At 68.5% G+C, this 18,155-nt stretch carries 16 protein-coding genes; 6 read left to right on the top strand and 10 right to left on the bottom strand.

Going from position 1 to position 18,155, the window contains the following annotated elements; translation table 11 throughout:
- The first annotated feature begins 83 nt into the window (after positions 1–83).
- Positions 84–806 carry a Crp/Fnr family transcriptional regulator gene (locus ACSFBM_RS05790; protein ID WP_435483514.1) on the top strand — a complete coding sequence of 241 codons (723 nt, stop codon included), beginning with the start codon at positions 84–86 and terminating at the stop codon, positions 804–806.
- Positions 807–851: 45 nt separating this feature from the next.
- Here the strand turns inward: ACSFBM_RS05790 and ACSFBM_RS05795 are convergent, their stop codons facing one another.
- The 5 genes from ACSFBM_RS05795 to ACSFBM_RS05815 form a co-directional block, all read right to left on the bottom strand.
- A complete protein-coding gene (locus ACSFBM_RS05795; protein ID WP_435483515.1) occupies positions 852–2,036 on the bottom strand; it encodes an ABC transporter substrate-binding protein in 1,185 nt (394 codons plus the stop codon).
- 171 nt (positions 2,037–2,207) lie between these two features.
- Positions 2,208–2,990 (bottom strand): tRNA (guanosine(46)-N7)-methyltransferase TrmB, encoded by a 783-nt coding sequence (trmB, locus tag ACSFBM_RS05800; RefSeq protein WP_435483516.1) that lies wholly within the window; start codon positions 2,988–2,990, stop codon positions 2,208–2,210.
- Positions 2,987–3,889, bottom strand: coding sequence for a tRNA glutamyl-Q(34) synthetase GluQRS (gene gluQRS, locus ACSFBM_RS05805; RefSeq protein ID WP_435483517.1), 903 nt, complete (start codon positions 3,887–3,889; stop codon positions 2,987–2,989). The genes trmB and gluQRS overlap by 4 nt, the downstream gene beginning before the upstream one ends.
- A gap of 7 nt (positions 3,890–3,896) precedes the next feature.
- Positions 3,897–4,988 (bottom strand): NAD(P)/FAD-dependent oxidoreductase, encoded by a 1,092-nt coding sequence (locus tag ACSFBM_RS05810; protein ID WP_435483518.1) that lies wholly within the window; start codon positions 4,986–4,988, stop codon positions 3,897–3,899.
- 119 nt (positions 4,989–5,107) lie between these two features.
- Complete coding sequence (locus ACSFBM_RS05815) at positions 5,108–6,061, bottom strand: LysR substrate-binding domain-containing protein (RefSeq protein WP_435483519.1); 954 nt, start codon at positions 6,059–6,061, stop codon at positions 5,108–5,110.
- A gap of 163 nt (positions 6,062–6,224) precedes the next feature.
- On the opposite strand from ACSFBM_RS05815, the gene ACSFBM_RS05820 reads away from it, so the two are divergent.
- From ACSFBM_RS05820 to ACSFBM_RS05835, 4 genes are all read left to right on the top strand, one after another.
- Positions 6,225–6,926 carry a pirin family protein gene (locus ACSFBM_RS05820; protein ID WP_435435778.1) on the top strand — a complete coding sequence of 234 codons (702 nt, stop codon included), beginning with the start codon at positions 6,225–6,227 and terminating at the stop codon, positions 6,924–6,926.
- An 80-nt stretch (positions 6,927–7,006) separates the two neighbouring features.
- Complete coding sequence (locus ACSFBM_RS05825; RefSeq protein ID WP_435483520.1) at positions 7,007–7,417, top strand: DoxX family protein; 411 nt, start codon at positions 7,007–7,009, stop codon at positions 7,415–7,417.
- Positions 7,418–7,548: 131 nt separating this feature from the next.
- On the top strand, positions 7,549–8,100 hold the full coding sequence (locus tag ACSFBM_RS05830; RefSeq protein ID WP_435483521.1) for a flavodoxin family protein: 552 nt from the start codon (positions 7,549–7,551) through the stop codon (positions 8,098–8,100).
- Between the two features lie 40 nt (positions 8,101–8,140).
- The gene (locus ACSFBM_RS05835) at positions 8,141–9,064 is read left to right on the top strand and encodes a pirin family protein (protein WP_435483522.1); all 924 of its coding nucleotides are present in this window, start codon (positions 8,141–8,143) and stop codon (positions 9,062–9,064) included.
- A 126-nt stretch (positions 9,065–9,190) separates the two neighbouring features.
- Here ACSFBM_RS05835 and ACSFBM_RS05840 read toward each other — a convergent pair whose 3' ends face one another.
- The 5 genes from ACSFBM_RS05840 to ACSFBM_RS05860 form a co-directional block, all read right to left on the bottom strand.
- Complete coding sequence (locus ACSFBM_RS05840) at positions 9,191–10,759, bottom strand: tripartite tricarboxylate transporter permease (protein ID WP_435483523.1); 1,569 nt, start codon at positions 10,757–10,759, stop codon at positions 9,191–9,193.
- A 4-nt stretch (positions 10,760–10,763) separates the two neighbouring features.
- On the bottom strand, positions 10,764–11,294 hold the full coding sequence (locus ACSFBM_RS05845; RefSeq protein ID WP_435483524.1) for a tripartite tricarboxylate transporter TctB family protein: 531 nt from the start codon (positions 11,292–11,294) through the stop codon (positions 10,764–10,766).
- Between the two features lie 155 nt (positions 11,295–11,449).
- Positions 11,450–13,060: a sensor histidine kinase gene (locus ACSFBM_RS05850; protein ID WP_435483525.1), complete on the bottom strand. Its 1,611-nt coding sequence runs from the start codon at positions 13,058–13,060 to the stop codon at positions 11,450–11,452.
- The gene (locus ACSFBM_RS05855; protein WP_435435786.1) at positions 13,005–13,727 is read right to left on the bottom strand and encodes a response regulator; all 723 of its coding nucleotides are present in this window, start codon (positions 13,725–13,727) and stop codon (positions 13,005–13,007) included. The genes ACSFBM_RS05850 and ACSFBM_RS05855 overlap by 56 nt, the downstream gene beginning before the upstream one ends.
- A gap of 13 nt (positions 13,728–13,740) precedes the next feature.
- Positions 13,741–14,532, bottom strand: coding sequence for a sulfurtransferase (locus tag ACSFBM_RS05860; RefSeq protein WP_435483526.1), 792 nt, complete (start codon positions 14,530–14,532; stop codon positions 13,741–13,743).
- A gap of 62 nt (positions 14,533–14,594) precedes the next feature.
- Between ACSFBM_RS05860 and dnaE the strand changes: the two genes are divergently transcribed.
- On the top strand, positions 14,595–18,113 hold the full coding sequence (gene dnaE, locus ACSFBM_RS05865) for a DNA polymerase III subunit alpha (RefSeq protein WP_435483527.1): 3,519 nt from the start codon (positions 14,595–14,597) through the stop codon (positions 18,111–18,113).
- Positions 18,114–18,155 lie beyond the last annotated feature (42 nt).

The raw sequence follows: 18,155 nt of genomic DNA on the forward strand, positions 1-18,155 counted from the left end.
TGACGCCCAACTGTCAAAAATTTGACAATGCAGGGTGCTCGTAAACCCCTGTCTCCAGGGGGACGGCCCACCCTTGCGGACAGATGCCTCCCACCCCCAAGCCACGCCTTTCCGCCCCGCATCGCGCGGCGCTGGAGCGCAACCCGTGGTTCACCAGCATGCCGCGCGCGCAGCGCGACGCGCTGGTGGGCGCGGCCGAACTCATCCATGTGCGCCGAGGCGCGATGGTGTTCCGCCAGGGCGACTCGATCGAGGCGGTGGGCGGCGGCTTCTACGGGCTGTTGGCCGGCACCATCAAGATTTCGTCGCTGCGCCAGGACGGGCGCGAGGCCATCCTCGCGATGCTGGAGCCGGGCATCTGGTTCGGCGAGATCACGCTGATCGACGGGTCGCCCCGCACCCACGATGCCACCGCGCTCGAGCCGCTCGACCTGCTGGTGGTGCCGCCCGAGGCCTTCGCGCGGCAGATGCGCGACGTGGTCTTTTCCAATGCCATGGTCGCGCTGCTGGCGGCGCGCGTGCGCATGCTCTACGGCCTGACGGAAGACGCCACCCTGCGCAGCCTGCGCGCACGGGTGGCGCACCGGCTGCTGGTGCTGGCGCGCGGCGACGCCACGCAGTCGGTGCACCTTCGCCACGTGGTGATGCTGTCGCAGGAGGCGCTGGCGATGATGCTCGGCGTGACGCGGCAAACGCTGTCGAAGGAACTCAATGCGCTGGCCGGCGAGGGCGTGATCGCGCTGGGCTACGGGCGCATCGAACTGCTGTCGCTCGATGCGCTGCAGGCGCTGGTGAGCACCGGCTGATGCCCGTTGCAGGGAGCCACGCACGGGCATCGGCCCGTGCGTGGCTCAGCGAAGGATGCGCCCGTCGGCCGAGATGCTGATCAGGTCGATGCGGCGCACGTTGTCGCGCAGGCCCGGGCGCAGGTTGATGCGAAAGCCGCCCACGTCGTAGTCGGTCATGCCGGTCATGGTGCGTTGCAGGGTCGCGGTGTTGAAGCCGCGGCCCGCGCGGCGCACCGCTTCGCCGGCCGCCTTGGCCGCGATGAAGCCCTCGAGCCCTTCGTAGGACGCGGTCTGGTCGGAGGTGTCCACGGCCGCGAGGTATTCCTTGACGATCGGAATGGCCGAGGGCCGCGGCGAGGGCACCACCTGCGAGATGACGATGCCGCCGATGTCCTTGCCCAGCGTGGCGTAGAGCGGGTCGATGCCGACGATCGAGAAAGCCATGAAGTTGCCCGTGTAGCCGCTCTTGCGCAGCGTGCGGATGGCGTTGGCCGTGGTGCCCGACAACGACACCAGCACGATGGCCTGCGGCGACTTCTGCTGCACGCCTTTCAGCGCGGCGTCGAGCTTGTCGCCGTTGGGCGGCACCAGCGCGGTGGCGACCAGCGCGGGCAGCTTCAGCTCGGCGATGGCCTGCTCGACCGCTGCGAGGCCGGCGCGGCCCATGGCGTCGTCGTCGCCCACCAGCGCCACGCGCGTCTGCCCCACGGTGGCGCACTGGCGCACGATCTTGAGGGCCTCGTCGATCATGCCGGGGCGCACATGGAACACGTTGGGATGGTCGGCGCCGCGCAGGTTGTCGGCGGCCGCGAAGGGCGCGAACAGCAGGCTGCCCTGCTGCGTGGCGACGTTCGCGCCGGCGTCGCTGCTGGCCGTGCCGACGAAGCCGAACAGCATGTCGGCCTTGTTCGCGCCGAGCAGGGTGCGTGCGTTGGCGGTGGCGCGGGCGGCGTCGTAGCCGTCGTCGAGCTGCAGCAGCTTCAGCTGGAGGCCGCTGGCTGCGTTGCGTTCATTGAAGTCGGTCACTGCGAGGCGGCTGCCGGCGGCGAAGGCGCTGCCGATTTCGCTGGCCCCGCCGGTGAGCGGCACCGACTGGCCCAGCAGCACCACGCGCGGGGCACCGCCTGCGCCACCCGGCGCGGCGCGGGGGGTCTGCGCCATGACGGGGCCCGCCATGCCGCCGATGCCGCTGGCCAACAGCGTCGCACCATATGCCTTGGCCAGCCATTCCCTGCGCGATGCGTTCATTGGACACTTTCTTTAACAGTAGTAAAAAAGTGTAGCAATTTCGAGGCCAAGGAGGAAGGCGGAGGACGCGTAGATGGCGCGAATCACCGAGCTAGCTGGCCCGGCTTCAAAGGCAGCGGCCTTTTCGCGCCTTGCGTGGCCGCCCCCGGCCAGCGCCCGGCCAGCGCCCGCTCAGGCGGCCCGCTCGAACACCAGGTCCCACACGCCGTGGCCCAGCTTGATGCCGCGGTTCTCGAACTTGGTGAGCGGGCGGTACGCGGGCTTGGGCGCGTAGGCCTCGGCCGTGTTGCGCAGCAGCGGCTCGGCGGCCAGCACCTCGAGCATCTGCTCGGCGTAGGGCTGCCAGTCGGTGGCGCAGTGGATGTAGCCGCCGGGGCGCAGGTGCTGCGCGAGCTTGGTCACGAATTCGGGCTGGACCAGGCGGCGCTTGTTGTGGCGCTTCTTGTGCCACGGGTCGGGAAAGAAGATGTTCACGCCGGCCAGCGTGCCGGGCTGCAGCATGTGGTCGAGCACGTCCACCGCATCGTGCGCGCAGATGCGGATGTTCGGGATCGACTGCTCGCCGATGCGCTTGAGCAGCGCACCCACGCCGGGCTCGTGCACCTCGCAGCACAGGAAGTTGGTTTCGGGCAGCACCGTGGCGATGTGCGCGGTGGCCTCGCCCATGCCGAAGCCGATCTCCAGCACCGTCGGTGCGTCGCGCCCGCCGAAGGCTGCCGCGAGGTCGAGCGGCTCGGCCTTGTAGGGCAGCAAAAACAGCGGGCCCAGCTCGGCGAAGGCGCGCGCCTGGCCGTCGGTGGTGCGCCCGGCGCGCTTCACGAAGCTCTTGAGGCGGCGGTGCAGCGGGTGCGGCTTGGACGCGTCGCGGCTGCTGTCGCCGCTGTCGCCGTCTTCGGAGGCGGGCGCATCGTCGCTGGGCGGGAGGTCGTGGGGCACGGTGTCGGGAATGTTCATGAGGGCCGCGAATTGTAGAGAGCGCGCCATTCGGGCACCCAGGCGGCCAATGCGGCGGCGCAATCGGTGGACGCGGCGGGGGACAGCCCCAGCACCTGCGCGGCGCGGTCGAGCGCGGCCAGCGCGGCTTGCGGCGAGCCGGTGTCGATCGACGTGGCGCCGTTCTGCTTGGACAGCTTGTCGCCGTCGGCGCCGCGCACCAGCGGCGTGTGCAGGTAGCCGGGTGTGGGGAAACCGAGCGCGCGCTGCAGCAGCACCTGGCGCGCCGTGTTGTCGGCCAGGTCTTCGCCGCGGACCACGTCGCTCACGCCTTGCTCGGCGTCGTCGACCACCACGGCGAGTTGATAGGCCCAGGGCCCGTCGGCGCGCCGCAGCACGAAGTCGCCGACCTCGCGGCCCACGTCCTGCCGCTGCGGGCCCAGGCGACGGTCGGTCCAGCCCACGTCGGCGTCCAGCTTGAAAGCGGCAAAGCGCCAGGCGCGCGCGGGCTTGCCGTGCAGGCCGTCACGGCAGGTGCCGGGGTAGACACGCTCGCCGTGCCGTTCAGGTGTCTGGCCGAGCCTGGCCAGCGCCTCGCCGATGTCCTTGCGCGAGCAACCGCAGGGGTAGGCCAGGCCACGCGCCTGCAAGGTGGCCAGTGCGGCCTCGTAGCGCGCGGTGCGCTGCGTCTGCCACACGGGGGTTTCGTCGGGCAGCAGGCCGCAGGCGGCCAGTTGCTGGAGGATGTGCTCGCCCATGCCGGGCAGGCAGCGCTCGGTGTCGGCGTCCTCGATGCGAATCAGCCAGCGCGCCTGCGGGCCGCGGGCGCGCACGTCGAGCCAGCTCGCAAGCGCAGCCACCAGCGAGCCCGCATGCAGCGGCCCGGTGGGCGAGGGCGCAAAGCGGCCGGTCTCCCCCATTCCGCCATCAGATCACTGCGAGTGCCAGCGACAGGCCCGAGAGGAACGCGTCTTCCACGCGGTGGCCCGTGCACCAGTCGCCGGCCACGCCGATGCGTGCCTTGGCATCCCACAGGTGGGTGGTGCCCACCGGCACCTGCGTTTGCGCTTCGTTCCAGCACACCGCCTGGGCATGCGAGGGCGTGGCATGGATGCCGGTGATCTCGGAGAAGGCGCGCAGCAGCTTGGCCTCGATGCGCGCCGGTGCGTCGCGCAGGTGCTCCTGCGACCAGGCGGCGCTGGCCTGCAGCGTCCAGCGTTCGATGGATTCGCGCCCGGGCTTGGACGATTCGCGCGCCAGCCATGCCACGCGGTGGTGGGTGCTGCGCGCCGCATTCCATTGCGGGCCGAGGTGCGACATGGTGGGCTGGTTGGCCTGGGGGTAAGCAACCATCAGCGTCCAGCAGGGAGCGATGCGCACCGGCTCCACCTTGCGGCTCAGCGTGGCCGAGAGCTTGCCGTCGCCCAGCAGCGCGCGGGCGCGCGACGGCGGCACGGCCAGCAGCACGGCGTCGAAGCCGGAGTACACGTGCTGGGAGTCTTCCGCGCCCGCGGTGCGCAGCTGCCAGCGCTTGGGGTCGAGCGCATCGGGCTCGATCTGCGTGACCTGCGTGCCGGTGATCAGGCTGTCGCCCAGCGGCTTGGCCCAATGGGCCACCAGCGCGTGCATGCCGGGCTGGGCCACCCAATGCGGTTCGAGCGAGGGCAGGGCGGCCTCGGCCACGCGGCCGTGGGCGTCGAGCACGCGCACCAGGTTGGCGCTCCAGCGCCTGCACACGCCGGGCGCGGCCTCCAGCGCCAGTGCAAAGCGCGGATCGCGCACGGTGAAGTACTGCGCGCCGCTGTCGAAGCGGCCGAAGGGCGTGTCGATGCTCGCCATGCGCCCGCCGGGTGTGGCGTCGCGTTCGAACAGCGTGACCCTGTGGCCGGCTTGCACCAGCGTTCGGGCGCAGGCCACCCCTGCGATGCCGGCGCCGACGACGGCGTAGTGGCGCGGGGTGGCTGGGGTTCGGTGGCGGTCGGCCGGCTTTGCCGACTGTGCTTTGGCGCGAGTGGTCATGAAAGACTCTTTTCTTCTGGAGGGAATGCGGTTGGATGTGTCCGCACTCTACATCGGTCCGGCAGGGGCTTCGCCTGAGGGCACACCCTTAGCGCGGCCGCGTGGAATCTGCGTCATCCTTATCGACCCCGGTGCCGCTCCAGCAACGCACGCCGCGTGCCTTCATGCTCGAACTGCGCGAGCCACCATTCGAGCGCGCGCCCCGGCTTGCCCGCGCTGCGCACCCGCCATGCGCAATGCATGGAGCCCAGCGGCGCCTTGCGCTCGGTCTTCAGCTCGACCAGGTGGCCGGCCTCGATGTAGGGCCGCGCCATCGGCTCGGGAAGAAAGCCGCCGCCCAGCCCATGCAACTGCGCCGCGATCTTGGCCTGCATGCTGGGCACCGTGAGCACGTCCTGCCCGCCCATGAGGTTCACCGTCATCGGCGTTCCATGGCGGGCCGAGTCGGCGGCCGCCACTGCGCGGTGCTGGCGCAGCACCGCGTCGCTCAGCGGCTGCGGCAGGCGCGCCAGCGGATGGTGCGGCGCCACGGCGTAGACGAAGCGCAGCTCGCCGATCAGCCGGCTGCGGATGCCGGTGGCGGTGAAGGTCAGGCTCGCCGCGTCGATCACGGCGCCGATGGCCAGGTCGGCCTCGCCGCTGGTCAGTGCCTCGATGGTGCCCAGCAGCGTCTCGTCGCGCAGCTTGAGCCGCGTGGGCGGCTCCAGCGCGAAGAAGGCGGTGGCCAGGTCGAGCAGCGGGTCGCGCGCGATCACGCTGTCGACCGCGATGGTCAGCATCGGCTCCCAGCCGGTGGCCACACGCTTCACGCGATTGGCCACCGCGTCGATGTCGCTCAGCAGGCGCTCGGCCTCGCGCAGCAGCTCGGCGCCGGCCTCGGTCACCTTGGCCTGGCGGGCGCTGCGGTCGAACAGCAGCACGTCGAGCGCGTCCTCGATCTGGCGCACCCGGTAGCTCAGCGCGCTGGGCACCAGGTCGAGCGCGCGGGCGGCGGCGGCAAAGCTGCCGGTGGCGGCCACGGTCTGCAGCATCGACAGGGCGTCGGGGGTCAGCACATCTCGGGGGCTGGGCATGGCGGCTCCATTGATCAAATTATTTGAATGGTGCCATCAAACCGCAGCGTCTTTTCGAAGGGGGTGCGGGCCTAAAGTTCTTTACATCCGCTGCGCATCCGGCGCGGCATGCAAAGAAGGCCCGGACAGCCCCCACTGGGGCAGGGCCGCCAAGGAGTTCACGATGTTGCAAGTCCGTAAATCACAGGAACGCGGTTATGCCGACCATGGCTGGCTGCGCTCGTTCCACAGCTTTTCCTTCGCCGGCTACTACGACCCGGCCCACATGGGCTTCGGCAACCTGCGGGTGATCAACGAAGACCGCGTGGCGGCGGGCGCCGGTTTCGGCACCCACGGCCACAAGGACATGGAAATCATCAGCTACGTGCTGTCGGGCGAACTGGCGCACAAGGACAGCATGGGGAACATCGAGTCCATTCCGCCCGGCGACGTGCAGCGCATGAGCGCGGGCCGCGGCGTGATGCACAGCGAGTTCAATCACAAGAAGGACGAGACCACGCACTTCCTGCAGATCTGGATCCAGCCGAACGTGCACGGCATTGCCCCGGGCTACGAGCAGAAGGCGTTCAGCGACGCCGAGAAGCGCGGCAAGCTGCGCCTGGTCGCCTCGCCCGACGGCAGCGACGGCTCGGTGACGGTGCATGCGGACGCCCGCCTGTACGCCGGCCTGCTCGACGGCGAAGAAAAGGCCAGCCTGGCGCTCGACCCGGCGCGCAAGAGCTACGTGCACCTGGTGCGCGGCGAGCTCGAAGTGAACGGCCAGAAGCTCGTGGGCGGCGACGCCGCGATGCTCGAAGGCGAGTCGCAACTGGCACTGGGCGCGGGCAAGGACGCCGAAGTGCTGGTGTTCGACCTGGCCGCCTGATTCCCCCTGCCGGATGCCTCGCGCACCCGGCTTTTTTTCCTGTTCCCTTTCACATTTCAACAACCGAGGAGTTTTCAACCATGGCAACCACCACCAACCACCCCCTTGCTGCAGCCCAGGACACACTGGCGCTCGTCGGCCGCATCCTGATCGCCACGCTGTTCATTCCTGCCGGCTTCGGCAAGCTGATGGGCTTCGCGGGCACCGTCGGCTACATCACCAAGGTGGCGGGCCTGCCGCTGCCCGAGGTGGCGGCAGCGATCGCGATCATTGTGGAACTGGGCCTGGGCATCGCGCTGCTGGTCGGCTTCAAGACGCGCTGGACGGCGCTGATCATGGCGATCTTCACGGTGGCCACCGCACTGTTCTTCCACAAGTTCTGGGCCGACGCGACGCAGAATATCCAGTTCTTCAAGAACATGGCCATCGCCGGCGGCCTGCTGTCCTTCGCAGCCTTCGGCCCGGGCCGCTTCAGCATCGATAGAAACTAAGCTCTCCCCCAGGCGTCGCGCACTGCGTGTCGCTTCTACTCCCCCCTCGCCGGGGGCAACACCGGAGGCCCGGCAAAGCCGGTTCCTCGGTGTTGCGCGAAAAGCCCCCCACATCCATTCAGGAGCTCACCATGGCAAACATCGTCGTCGTCTTCCATTCCGGCTACGGCCATACCCAACGCGTGGCGCAGGCCGTGGCGGACAGTGCCGGTGCGCAGCTGCTCGCCATCGACGCCGACGGCAACCTGCCCGAAGGCGGCTGGGAAACCTTGGCCGCCGCCGACATGATCGTCTTCGGCTCGCCCACCTACATGGGCGGCGTGAGCTGGCAGTTCAAGAAGTTCGCCGATGCGTCGTCCAAGGTCTGGTACACGCAGGGCTGGAAGGACAAGCTCTTCGCGGGCTTCACCAACAGCGCGACGATGAACGGCGACAAGGTCACCACCATGACCTACCTGTGGACGCTGGCGATGCAGCACAGCGGCATCTGGGTCAGCATGGGCATCCTGCCGACCAACAACAAGGCGGCCACGCGCGACTCGATGAATTACGTGGGCGGCTACGGCGGCCTGCTGACGCAGTCGCCGTCGGATGCGAGTTCGGCCGAGATTCCCAAGGGCGACCTCGACACCGCCCGCGCGTTCGGCGAGCGCATTGCCGCAGTGGCAACATCACGCGGGTAATTCGATACCCAGTCCATACCCAGCCCTCACGGAGAACACGATGACCGACGCCACCCAAGACCCCCAGCTGCTCACGCCGCACGACAAGGACCTGGGTGGTGGCTTCAAGGTGCGGCGCCTGCTGCCCGCGGCGCAGCGCCGCTCGGTCGGCCCCTTCGTGTTCTTCGACCATTTCGGCCCGGCCACCGAGCAGCCCGGCAGCGAGCACGACGTGCGGCCGCATCCGCACATCGGTCTCTCCACGGTCACCTATCTCTTCAAGGGCGCGATGATGCATCGCGACAGCCTGGGCAGCGTGCAGGAAATCTTGCCCGGCGCCATCAACTGGATGACCGCCGGGCGCGGCATCGTGCACTCCGAGCGCAAGCCCGAGCGCCTGAAGGCCGACACCTACGTCAACCACGGCCTGCAGCTGTGGGCTGCGTTGCCGCAGGCGCATGAAGAAGCCGAGCCCAGTTTCGAGCACACGCCGGCCGAGGCGATTCCCGAACTGGTGGTACAGGGCGCGGATGTGCGCGTGCTGGTGGGCGAGGCCTTCGGCGCGCGCTCGCCGGTGAAGACGCTCTCGCACACCGTGTACCTCGACATCGCGCTGCCCGCGGGCGGGCGCTTCGAATTGCCTGCGCTGGCGCCCGAGCTGGCCGTGTACGCGGTCGATGCCGACATTGCCGTCGACGGCGAGCCGGTTCCCGCGCACACGATGGCCGTGCTGTCCGACGGTCAGGGCGCGGTGCTCACGTCGACCACTGCGGCGCGGCTGATGGTCATCGGCGGCGCGCCGCTCGACGGCCCGCGCTACATCACCTGGAACTTCGTCTCCAGCCGGCGCGAGCGCATCCTCGAAGCGGGCGCCGACTGGGCTGCGCAGCGCATGGGCCATGTGCCCGGAGAGACCGAATTCATTCCGCTGCCGGGCAAGCCTTTCGGCGTGCGCGAGCCGGACACGGGCACCACGCCGGTGTAAGTCCGGTAGGACCCGGTGTGACCCCGGTCTGACACCGCGCGGTTCGCGCAGACGAAAAAAAGGGCCCGACGCATCGGGCCCTTTTGTTTTTGCGTGGCGCGAAGAGCGCCACGCGGGATGAGCGGATTACTCGTTGCCGATCGCCACGGTTTCGGAGGGCGACGCACCCGACGGGGCCTTCGGCAATTCGATCACCGCATTGCGCCCACCGCGGGCACGCCAGGCCGAGAAGCCCACGCCGGCCAGCAGCAGCACGCACAGGCCGATGAAGGTGCCGCTGATCGGGCGCGTCACGAACACCGACATGTCGCCTCGCGAGAGCAGCAGCGCGCGGCGGAAGTTCTCTTCCACCATCGGCCCGAGCACGAAGCCCAGCAGGATGGGCGCGACCGAGAACTCCAGCGACATCAGCAAGGCGCCGACGATGCCGAACACCAGCACTTCCCAGATCTGGAACAGGCTGTTCTGCGTGCTGTACACGCCCGTCGCAATGAAGAACATCGCGGCCGGGAACAGGTACTTGTAGGGCACCTTCAGCAGCTTCACCCACACGCCGATCAGCGGCACGTTCAGCACCACCAGGATCACGTTGCCGATCCAGAACGAGGCGATCAGGCCCCAGAAGATGTCCGGATGCTCGGTGATGAGCTGCGGGCCGGGCTGGATGCCCTGGATCAGCAGCGCACCCAGGATCAGCGCCATCACCGCATCGCCCGGAATGCCCAGGCTCATGGTCGGGATGAAGTCGACCTGCGTCTTCGAGTGGGCCGAGGCCTCGGGGCCGGCCACGCCTTCGATCATGCCGGTGCCGAACTTGTTCGGCGTCTTCGACACCTTGCGCTCCAGCGCGTAGGCGATGAAGGTGGTGATGGTCGGGCCCGTGCCGGGCATGGCGCCGAACACCGTGCCGACGATGGTGCCGCGGATCATCGCGGGGAAGGCGCGCTTGAGCTCTTCCTTGCTCGGGCGCATGTCGCTCAGCTTGAGCGTGCCGGTGTCGCCGATGGCCTTCATGCGGTTCACGTTGAGCAGGAAGTCGGCCACGCCGAACAGGCCCATCGAGATCGCCACCAGCTCCAGGCCGTCGCTGAGTTCAGGCAGGCCGAACGCGAAGCGGAAGCTGCCGCTGTTCACGTCGGTGCCGACCACGCCGCACAGCAGGCCGAAGAGGGTCATTGCCACGCCCTTGAGCGGGGAGCCGCGCGACATGGTGGAGCCTGCCAGCAGGCCCAGCATCATGATCGAGAAGATCTCGGTGGGGCCGAACTTGAACGCGATCTGCACCAGCAGCGGCGAGGCGAAGATCATCACGATGATGCCGACCGACGCCGCGAAGAACGAGGCGATCATCGTCACCCCGAGCGCGACGCCTCCCTTGCCCTGCTTGGTCATGGGGTACCCGTCGAGACAGGTGACCGCATGCGGCGGGTGCGAAGGCATGTTCATCAGGATGGCGCCGATGGCACCGCCGTACTGCGAACCGTAGAAGATGCCGGCCAGCATCAGGATGGCGGGCACCGGGTGCATCACGTAGGTGAGCGGCAGCAGGATCGAGATGGCCTGCAGCGCGCCCATGCCCGGCAGCACGCCGATCAGGTTGCCCACCAGCACGCCGAAGAAGGACCACATCAGGTTCGAGCCCTGGAAGGCCACGCCGAAGCCGAACCACAGGTCGTGTAGCGATTGACCGATCATGATTTCAGCCTCCCCACTGGAACAGGGGGAGCTGCAGCTTGAGCGCCCACCAGAAGACGACGACCGCGATGAAGCACATCGCGAGGGACAGCAGCAAGGCCTCGGTCAGCGTGTTGTCGCGGTCGCCGAGCGCCGAGATGAACACGATGGCGAAGGTCGCCGGCAGCAGGCCGCCGTACTCGCCGAACAGCAGGAACGCGAGGATCCCCAGGATGATGCAGACGCCGCCGCGAATGTCGGGCATGCCGCCCGGGTGACCGTGCGAGGCGGCCTCTTCGCTGGCACCGGTGGCGGGCTTGTCGCCGCGCGCCGAGACGGCGATCAGCAGGCCCGTGAGCGCCAGCAGCGCGCCCAGCGCGACCGGGAAGAAGCCCGGTCCCATGTGCGCGAGCTCGCCCACGCGGTAGCCGATGCCGGCATAGACAGCGGCCAGGCCGATGACGATCAGCAGGGCGCCGCCGTAGTAGTCTTTCTTGAATTTCGATGCGGGCCGAAGCGCGTGCGAGGCCGGATTTTCACCGAGCGGGTGCTGCATAAGTCTCCTTCGTTGGGAAGGAGCGCAGTCTAGGAATCGAGGCTTTCAATCCCCTTTCGGAGAAGTCTCAAACGCCTCGCCGACCCCCAAAATACGTGTAATCACGTACCGCCGTATCCGGTGAAACCCTTGCAAAAACGGGCTTCGCGAGCCGGTCAGAAGGCGTGCAGCGGCAGCCGAAGAATGGCGCGCAGTCCGCCGCCCGTTGCGCTTTCGGGCATGTCCGCGCTGTCGAGCTCGATCTCGCCGCCGTTGCGCCGCGCATAGCTGCGCGCAATGGTCAGGCCCAGGCCCGCGCCGTGCGCGGCACCCGCGCCCACGGACGCATCGCGATGGAAGCGTTCGAACACGCTGTCGCGCCGCTCGGGCGGAATGCCCGGGCCGCTGTCGCACACCTCGGCCAGCGCGTGGGAGGCTTCGCGCCGCACGGTCACCGTGATGTTGCCGCCGCGCGGCGTGTACTTGATGGCGTTGTGCACGAGGTTGGCCAGCACCTCGTGCAGCTCGGCGGCGTTGGCCGCCACGGGCAGCACGGGCGTGTCGTCCGCGTCGTCCGCCTCGTCGGTGCCGTCGGCGTCGTCGTCAGGGGCGGCGGTGTGTTCGGCGGCGGTGTCGCCGCGCGCGTCGACCCAGCCCAGGTCCTGGTCGTTCTCGCGCGCCAGCGGCAGGTATTGCAGCACCACGCCGCGCGCAATGGCGTTGAGGTCGACCACGGCCGGCTCGGCCGGCGCGACGTCGTCCTCCGTGGTGGCATGGGCCAGCGCCAGCAGCTGCTCGCTCAGGCGGCGCGTGCGCGACAGCTGCGCCACGATGGCGTGCAGCGACTCGCGCATGCGTGCCGGGTCGGTCTCGCGCACCGCGTAGCCGGCCTGGATCGACAGGATGCTCAGCGGCGTGCGCAACTGGTGCGAGGCATCGGCCAGGAACTGCGACTGCTCGGCCACCATGCGCCGGTGGCTCGCGATGTGGTGGTTCACCGCGTCCACCAGCGGTGCCACTTCCTGCGGCACGCCGCTGGCGTCGAGCGGCTTCAGGTCGTCGCGCGGGCGCTCGCGCAGCGAGCTGCGCAGGCGGTCCAGCGGGCGCAGCGTCCAGGCCACGCCCAGCCACACCAGCAACGCCATCACCAGCACCATGCGCGTGTCGCGCAGCAGTTCCTGGCGCAGCGATTCGGCCTGCGCGTCGGTGCGCGGGCCGGTGCCCTCGGCCGCCTGCACGAGCACGCTGTACGACACGCCCGGGTGCACGTGGTCGTACACCGTCTGGCGCAGCGCGGCCACGCGCACCGGGTGCTTTTCGTGCACCGCGTCGTAGAACACGGGCGTGCCGTCGGGCGGGCGCTGCTTCATGTGTTCGGGTGGGCGGGGCAGGCCCGGCACGCCCATGAGCGTGGTCTCGGGCGAGTTCACGTCCAGCGTCTCGCCCTTGGGAATGCGCTGCACGCCGACATGCAGGTACTTGTAGCGCAGGTGCGTCGACTCGAACATCGCCTGGATCGAGAAGGGCTCCTGCACGCGCACGCTGCCGTCGCTGGCCACCACGATGCCGTTGGCCAGCGCCTGCACGGGTTCGAGCAGGCTCTGGTCGTAGGCGACCACCAGCGAGTCGGTCAGGGCGTGGTAGTCGTTCCAGCTGTCCAGCGCCAGCAGCGCGACCATGCCCGGCAGCAGCAGCGCGAGCAGGCGCGCGCGGATGCCGAAGCGCTGGGGCTCAGTCGGTGTCGGCGAGGTCGGAAGAGAGGGGCGCACGGGGGGCTGAGGATCCATCGGCAATGCTCTCGAGCATGTAGCCCAGGCCGCGCACGGTGACGATGCGCACGTCGCTGTCGGCCAGCTTGCGCCGCAGCCGATGCAGCACCACTTCGATGGCGTCGGGCCCCGCGGTGCTGTCGTTGGTGAACACCTTGGCGAACAGCTGCGGCTTGCCCACCGGCGAGCCGCTGCGCATCAGCAGCGCGGTGAGCGCGGCCTGCTCGCGCGGCGTGAGCGACAGCAGCGTGCCGCGCAAGGTGAAGGCGTGGCTTTCGCTGTCGTACGAGAGCGAGGCGCATTGCAGGCGCGGGTGCTGCTTGCCGCGGCTGCGCCGCACCAGCGCCGCGAGGCGCGCCTCGAGTTCGACCAGCTCGAAAGGCTTGGTGAGGAAATCGTCGGCGCCCAGGTTCAGGCCGCGCACCCGGTCCTGCAGGGCGCTCTGCGCGGTAAGGATAAGCACCGGCGTGCGGTCGTCGGCATTGCGCATGTCGGCCAGCACACTCAGGCCGTGCTTGTCGGGCAGGCGCAGGTCGAGCACGATGGCGTCGTACTCGGTGCCGGCCATGAAGGCCTCGGCCGTGCGCGCGTCGGGCGCGTGGTCGGCGACGAAGCCGCTCTGGGTCAACGCCCGGATCAGCCACGAGGCCATGTCCAGTTCGTCTTCCACCAGGAGGATGCGCATGGGAGGCTGCCGGTTATTTCTTCAGGCCGAGATTCAGGTCGACGTCTTCCGACGCGCGCGCGCTGGCGTCGGCCGCGCGCGCGCTCAGGTCGGGCGCCAACGCGCGCCGGCCGTCGAACACGAAGCAGTCGCCGTGGTAGTGCGCACCGCCCACCTGTTCGAAATATTTCAGGATGCCGCCTTCGAGCTGCAGCACATGCTCCACGCCTTCTTCGCGCATCAGGATCGCCGCCTTCTCGCAGCGGATGCCGCCCGTGCAGAAGCTCACCACCGTCTTGCCCGCGAAGTCGGCGCGGTGCGCCTTGAGCGCGGGCGGGAATTCGGTGAACTTGGTGATGCGCCAGTCGATCGCACCGTCGAAGCTGCCCTCGTCGACCTCGAAGTCGTTGCGCGTGTCGAGCAGCGCAATTTCACGGCCTTCGTCGTCATGGCCCTGGTCGAGCCAGCGCTTGAGCGTCGGCGCGTCCACGCCGGGCGCACGGCCGACCGAGGGCTGGATGGCGGGGTGGTCCATGCGGATGATCTCGCGCTTGAGCTTCACCAGCATGCGCCGGAATGGCTGGGCCTGCGACCAGCTTTCCTTGGCTTCCAGGTCGGCAAAGCGCGCATCGGCGCGCAAATGGGCCAGAAAAGCCCGAACGCCGTCGGCGGCGCCGGCCAGGAACAGGTTGATTCCCTCGGGCGCCAGCAGGATGGTGCCCATGAGGTCCAGGGCCTGGGCGCGGGCGCGCAGGTCTTCACGCAGCACGGGGCTGTCGTCTATGCCTACGAATTTGTAGGCCGCGATATTCAAAATCTCTTGCACGGGGGGCGATTGTAGGGATCGTTAACTCACATGGTGGAGGGAGTGCTTTCTACAATGGACCGATGTTTGTTCACCTGCGCCTGCACACCGAATTTTCCGTCGTCGACGGCACCAACCGCATCGACGAAGCCATCAAGGCCGCCGCCTCGGACCACCAGCCCGCGCTGGCCATCACGGACCTGAACAACCTGTTCGGGGCGATCAAGTTCTACAAGCAGGGCCGCAGCAAGGGCGTCAAGCCCGTCATCGGCGCCGAAGTGTTCGTCGACGGGCTGGGCAAGGAGCCCGGCGCGCTCACCCGCATCGTGCTGCTGGTGCAGAGCACCGAGGGCTACCTGAACCTGTCCGAACTGCTCGCGCGGGCCTGGACGCAGAACGTCAGCCGCGGCCAGTCGCAGGCGGCCTGCAAGCTCGAATGGATCGAGGAACTCTCGGGCGGCTTGATCGCCCTGTCGGGCGCGCAAGCCGGCCCGCTCGGCCAGCCCCTGCTGCAGGGGCAGGAAGAGCGGGCGGCCGAACTGGCCCTTCGGCTGGCCGGCCTGTTCCCGCACCGCTTCTACATCGAGCTGCAGCGCGCCGGCCGGCCCGAGGACGAGCCGCACGTGATTGCCGCCGTGAAGCTCGCCGCCCGCCTGAAGCTGCCGGTGGTCGCCACGCACCCGGTGCAGTTCGCGGCCCGCGAGGACTACGAGGCGCACGAGGCGCGCGTGTGCATTTCCGAAGGCGAAATTCTGGGCAACCCGCGCCGCGTGCGCCGCTTCACCGACGAGCAGTACTTCAAGTCGAGCGCCGAGATGCAGGCGCTGTTCGCCGACGTGCCGAGCGCTCTGGCCAACACGGTGGAAATCGCCAAGCGCTGCAACCTGACGCTGGTGCTCGGCAAGCCGCAGCTGCCGGACTTTCCGACGCCCTTCATCGCCGACGGCGTGCGCATGCCGATCGACGACTTCTTCCGCCAGGAGTCTTTCGAGGGGCTCGAAGTGCGCCTGGCGCACCTCTACCCCGACGCAGCCAAGCGCGACGCCGAACGTCCGCGCTACGTTGAACGCCTCGAGTTCGAGATCAACACCATTTTGAACATGGGGTTCCCGGGCTACTTCCTGATCGTGGGCGACTTCATCAAGTGGGCCAAGGAAAACGGCTGCCCGGTGGGCCCGGGCCGGGGCTCGGGCGCGGGCTCGCTGGTGGCCTACGCGCTGAAGATCACCGACCTGGACCCGCTCGAATACAAGCTGCTGTTCGAACGTTTCCTGAACCCCGAACGCGTCTCGATGCCCGACTTCGACATCGACTTCTGCCAGGGCAACCGCGACCGCGTGATCGACTACGTGAAGGACAAGTACGGCCGCAATGCCGTCAGCCAGATCGCCACCTTTGGCACCATGGCCGCGCGCGCGGCCATCCGCGACGTGGGCCGCGTGCTGGACATGAGCTACATGTTCTGCGACGGCATCAGCAAGCTGATTCCGAACAAGCCGGGCATGTCGGTCACGCTGCAGTACCCGCCCGAGAAAAAGATCGAGGGCGACAAGAACAACTACGCCATCGAGATGGAGCCGCAGCTCGCGCAGCGCATCGAGAAGGAAGAAGAAGTGCGCATGCTCGTCGAGCTGGCGCAAAAGCTCGAAGGCATGACCCGCAACATCGGCATGCACGCCGGGGGCGTGCTCATTGCGCCGGGCAAGCTCACCGACTTTTGCCCGCTGTACCAGCAGCCCGGCAGCGACTCGGCCGTGAGCCAGTACGACAAGGACGACGTCGAGGCCATCGGCCTGGTGAAGTTCGACTTCCTGGGGCTGGCCACGCTCACCATCCTGGAGATCGCCAAGGACTTCATCGTCGCGCGCCACAAGGGCCAGGAGAATTTCGCGTTCGAGAACATTCCGCTGAAGGACGCGGCCACCTACCGGCTGTTCTCCGAAGGCAAGACCGAGGCGGTGTTCCAGTTCGAATCGCGCGGCATGCAGGGCATGCTGAAAGACGCGCGGCCCACGCGCCTGGAAGACCTGATCGCGCTGAACGCCCTGTACCGCCCGGGCCCCATGGACCTGATTCCCAGCTTCGTGGCGCGCAAGCACGGCCGCGAAGACGTGGAGTACCCGCACCCGGCCGTGGCCGAGATGCTGTCGGAGACCTACGGGATCATGGTCTACCAGGAGCAGGTGATGCAGACCGCGCAGATCCTGGGCGGCTACTCGCTCGGCGGCGCCGACCTGCTGCGCCGCGCCATGGGCAAGAAGAAGCTCGAGGAGATGGCCGAGCACCGCGAGAAATTCCGCGCGGGCGCGCTCTCCACGCACGGCATTCCGCAGGACAAGGCCGACGAAATCTTCGACTTGATGGAGAAGTTCGCGGGCTACGGCTTCAACAAGTCGCACGCCGCTGCCTACTCGCTGCTGGCGTACCACACGGGCTGGCTCAAGGTCCACTACACGGCCGAGTTCTTCTGCGCCAACATGACCGTGGAAATGGACGACACGGACAAGCTCAAGCTGCTGTTCGAGGACGCCCAGAAGAACTTCGGCATCACCTTCGAGCCGCCGGACGTGAACCGCGGCAACTACCGCTTCGAGCCGGTCACCGACAAGGTGATTCGCTACGGCCTGGGCGCCGTGAAGGGCTCGGGCCAGCTCGCGGTCGAGGCCGTGGTGCGGGCGCGCGAGGAGGGCGGCCCGTTCAAGAGCCTGTTCGACTTCTGCGTGCGCGTCGACCGCCAGCGCATCAACAAGCGCACGGTCGAGGCGCTCATCAAGGCCGGCGCCTTCGATGCCATCCAGCAGAACCGAGCGTCGCTGATCGCCTCGGTCGACCGCGCCTTCGAATTCGCCAGCGCCACGGCCGCCAATGCGGCGCAGGTCGACATCTTCGGCGACGCCGAACACGGCTCGGCCAACGCCGAGCCCGACCTGGTCGACGCCACCCCCTGGGGTGTGAAGGAACGGCTCACGCTCGAAAAGACGGCCGTGGGCTTCTACCTGTCGGGCCACCTGTTCGACGAGGTCTCGCACGAGGTGCGGCGCTTCTGCAAGCGCGAGATCGGCGACCTGCTCGACAGCCGCGACCAGCAGGTGATCGCAGGCATCGTGAGCGACTTTCGCGTGATCAACGGCCAGCGCGGCCGGCTGGCGATCTTCAAGCTCGACGACAAGTCGGAGTCCATCGACGCCACTGCCGACGAGGCGCTCATCAATGCCAACCGCAACACGCTGAAGGACGACGAACTGGTCATCGTCAGCGGCAAGCTGCAGCCCGCGCGCGGCGGCTTCGAGGCACGCTTCCAGGTGCAGCAGGTGTGGGACCTGGCCACGGCGCGTTGCCGCTTCGGCAAGTTCCTGCGCGTGGCGGTGAACGGCAAGGCGCCCGACATCGCGCGGCTGCTGAAGGACTTTCCGCCGCGCAAGGAGCAGACCGAAGTGGGCGACCTGATCCAGGGCCTGCCGGTGCGCCTGTCGATGGCGCGGGGCGGGGCGCAGGTCGAGCTGCAGCTGGGCGAGCGCGCCAAGTTCTTCCCGACCGACGCGGCGCTGGCCAGCTGGACCGCGCAGGCGGACGCAGGCAAGGCGCTGATCGTCTACGACTGATCAAGGGCTTCGCCGACGTGGGCCCATTCGAGGGCTCGCTAC

Origin of the sequence: Variovorax pasteuri (genome assembly GCF_051216435.1) — a bacterium.
Taxonomy (GTDB): Bacteria; Pseudomonadota; Gammaproteobacteria; order Burkholderiales; family Burkholderiaceae_C; genus Variovorax.

Bases quoted from the DNA above. Each gene is read 5' to 3' on its own strand.
- ACSFBM_RS05845 (WP_435483524.1), bottom strand. From the start codon at position 11,294: ATGCAGCACCCGCTCGGTGAAAATCCGGCCTCGCACGCGCTTCGGCCC.
- ACSFBM_RS05795 (WP_435483515.1), bottom strand. From the start codon at position 2,036: ATGAACGCATCGCGCAGGGAATGGCTGGCCAAGGCATATGGTGCGACG.
- gluQRS (WP_435483517.1), bottom strand. From the start codon at position 3,889: ATGGGGGAGACCGGCCGCTTTGCGCCCTCGCCCACCGGGCCGCTGCAT.
- ACSFBM_RS05850 (WP_435483525.1), bottom strand. From the start codon at position 13,060: ATGGATCCTCAGCCCCCCGTGCGCCCCTCTCTTCCGACCTCGCCGACA.
- ACSFBM_RS05825 (WP_435483520.1), top strand. From the start codon at position 7,007: ATGGCAACCACCACCAACCACCCCCTTGCTGCAGCCCAGGACACACTG.
- ACSFBM_RS05820 (WP_435435778.1), top strand. From the start codon at position 6,225: ATGTTGCAAGTCCGTAAATCACAGGAACGCGGTTATGCCGACCATGGC.
- ACSFBM_RS05810 (WP_435483518.1), bottom strand. From the start codon at position 4,988: ATGACCACTCGCGCCAAAGCACAGTCGGCAAAGCCGGCCGACCGCCAC.
- ACSFBM_RS05835 (WP_435483522.1), top strand. From the start codon at position 8,141: ATGACCGACGCCACCCAAGACCCCCAGCTGCTCACGCCGCACGACAAG.
- trmB (WP_435483516.1), bottom strand. From the start codon at position 2,990: ATGAACATTCCCGACACCGTGCCCCACGACCTCCCGCCCAGCGACGAT.
- ACSFBM_RS05830 (WP_435483521.1), top strand. From the start codon at position 7,549: ATGGCAAACATCGTCGTCGTCTTCCATTCCGGCTACGGCCATACCCAA.
- ACSFBM_RS05815 (WP_435483519.1), bottom strand. From the start codon at position 6,061: ATGCCCAGCCCCCGAGATGTGCTGACCCCCGACGCCCTGTCGATGCTG.
- ACSFBM_RS05840 (WP_435483523.1), bottom strand. From the start codon at position 10,759: ATGATCGGTCAATCGCTACACGACCTGTGGTTCGGCTTCGGCGTGGCC.
- dnaE (WP_435483527.1), top strand. From the start codon at position 14,595: ATGTTTGTTCACCTGCGCCTGCACACCGAATTTTCCGTCGTCGACGGC.
- ACSFBM_RS05855 (WP_435435786.1), bottom strand. From the start codon at position 13,727: ATGCGCATCCTCCTGGTGGAAGACGAACTGGACATGGCCTCGTGGCTG.
- ACSFBM_RS05790 (WP_435483514.1), top strand. From the start codon at position 84: ATGCCTCCCACCCCCAAGCCACGCCTTTCCGCCCCGCATCGCGCGGCG.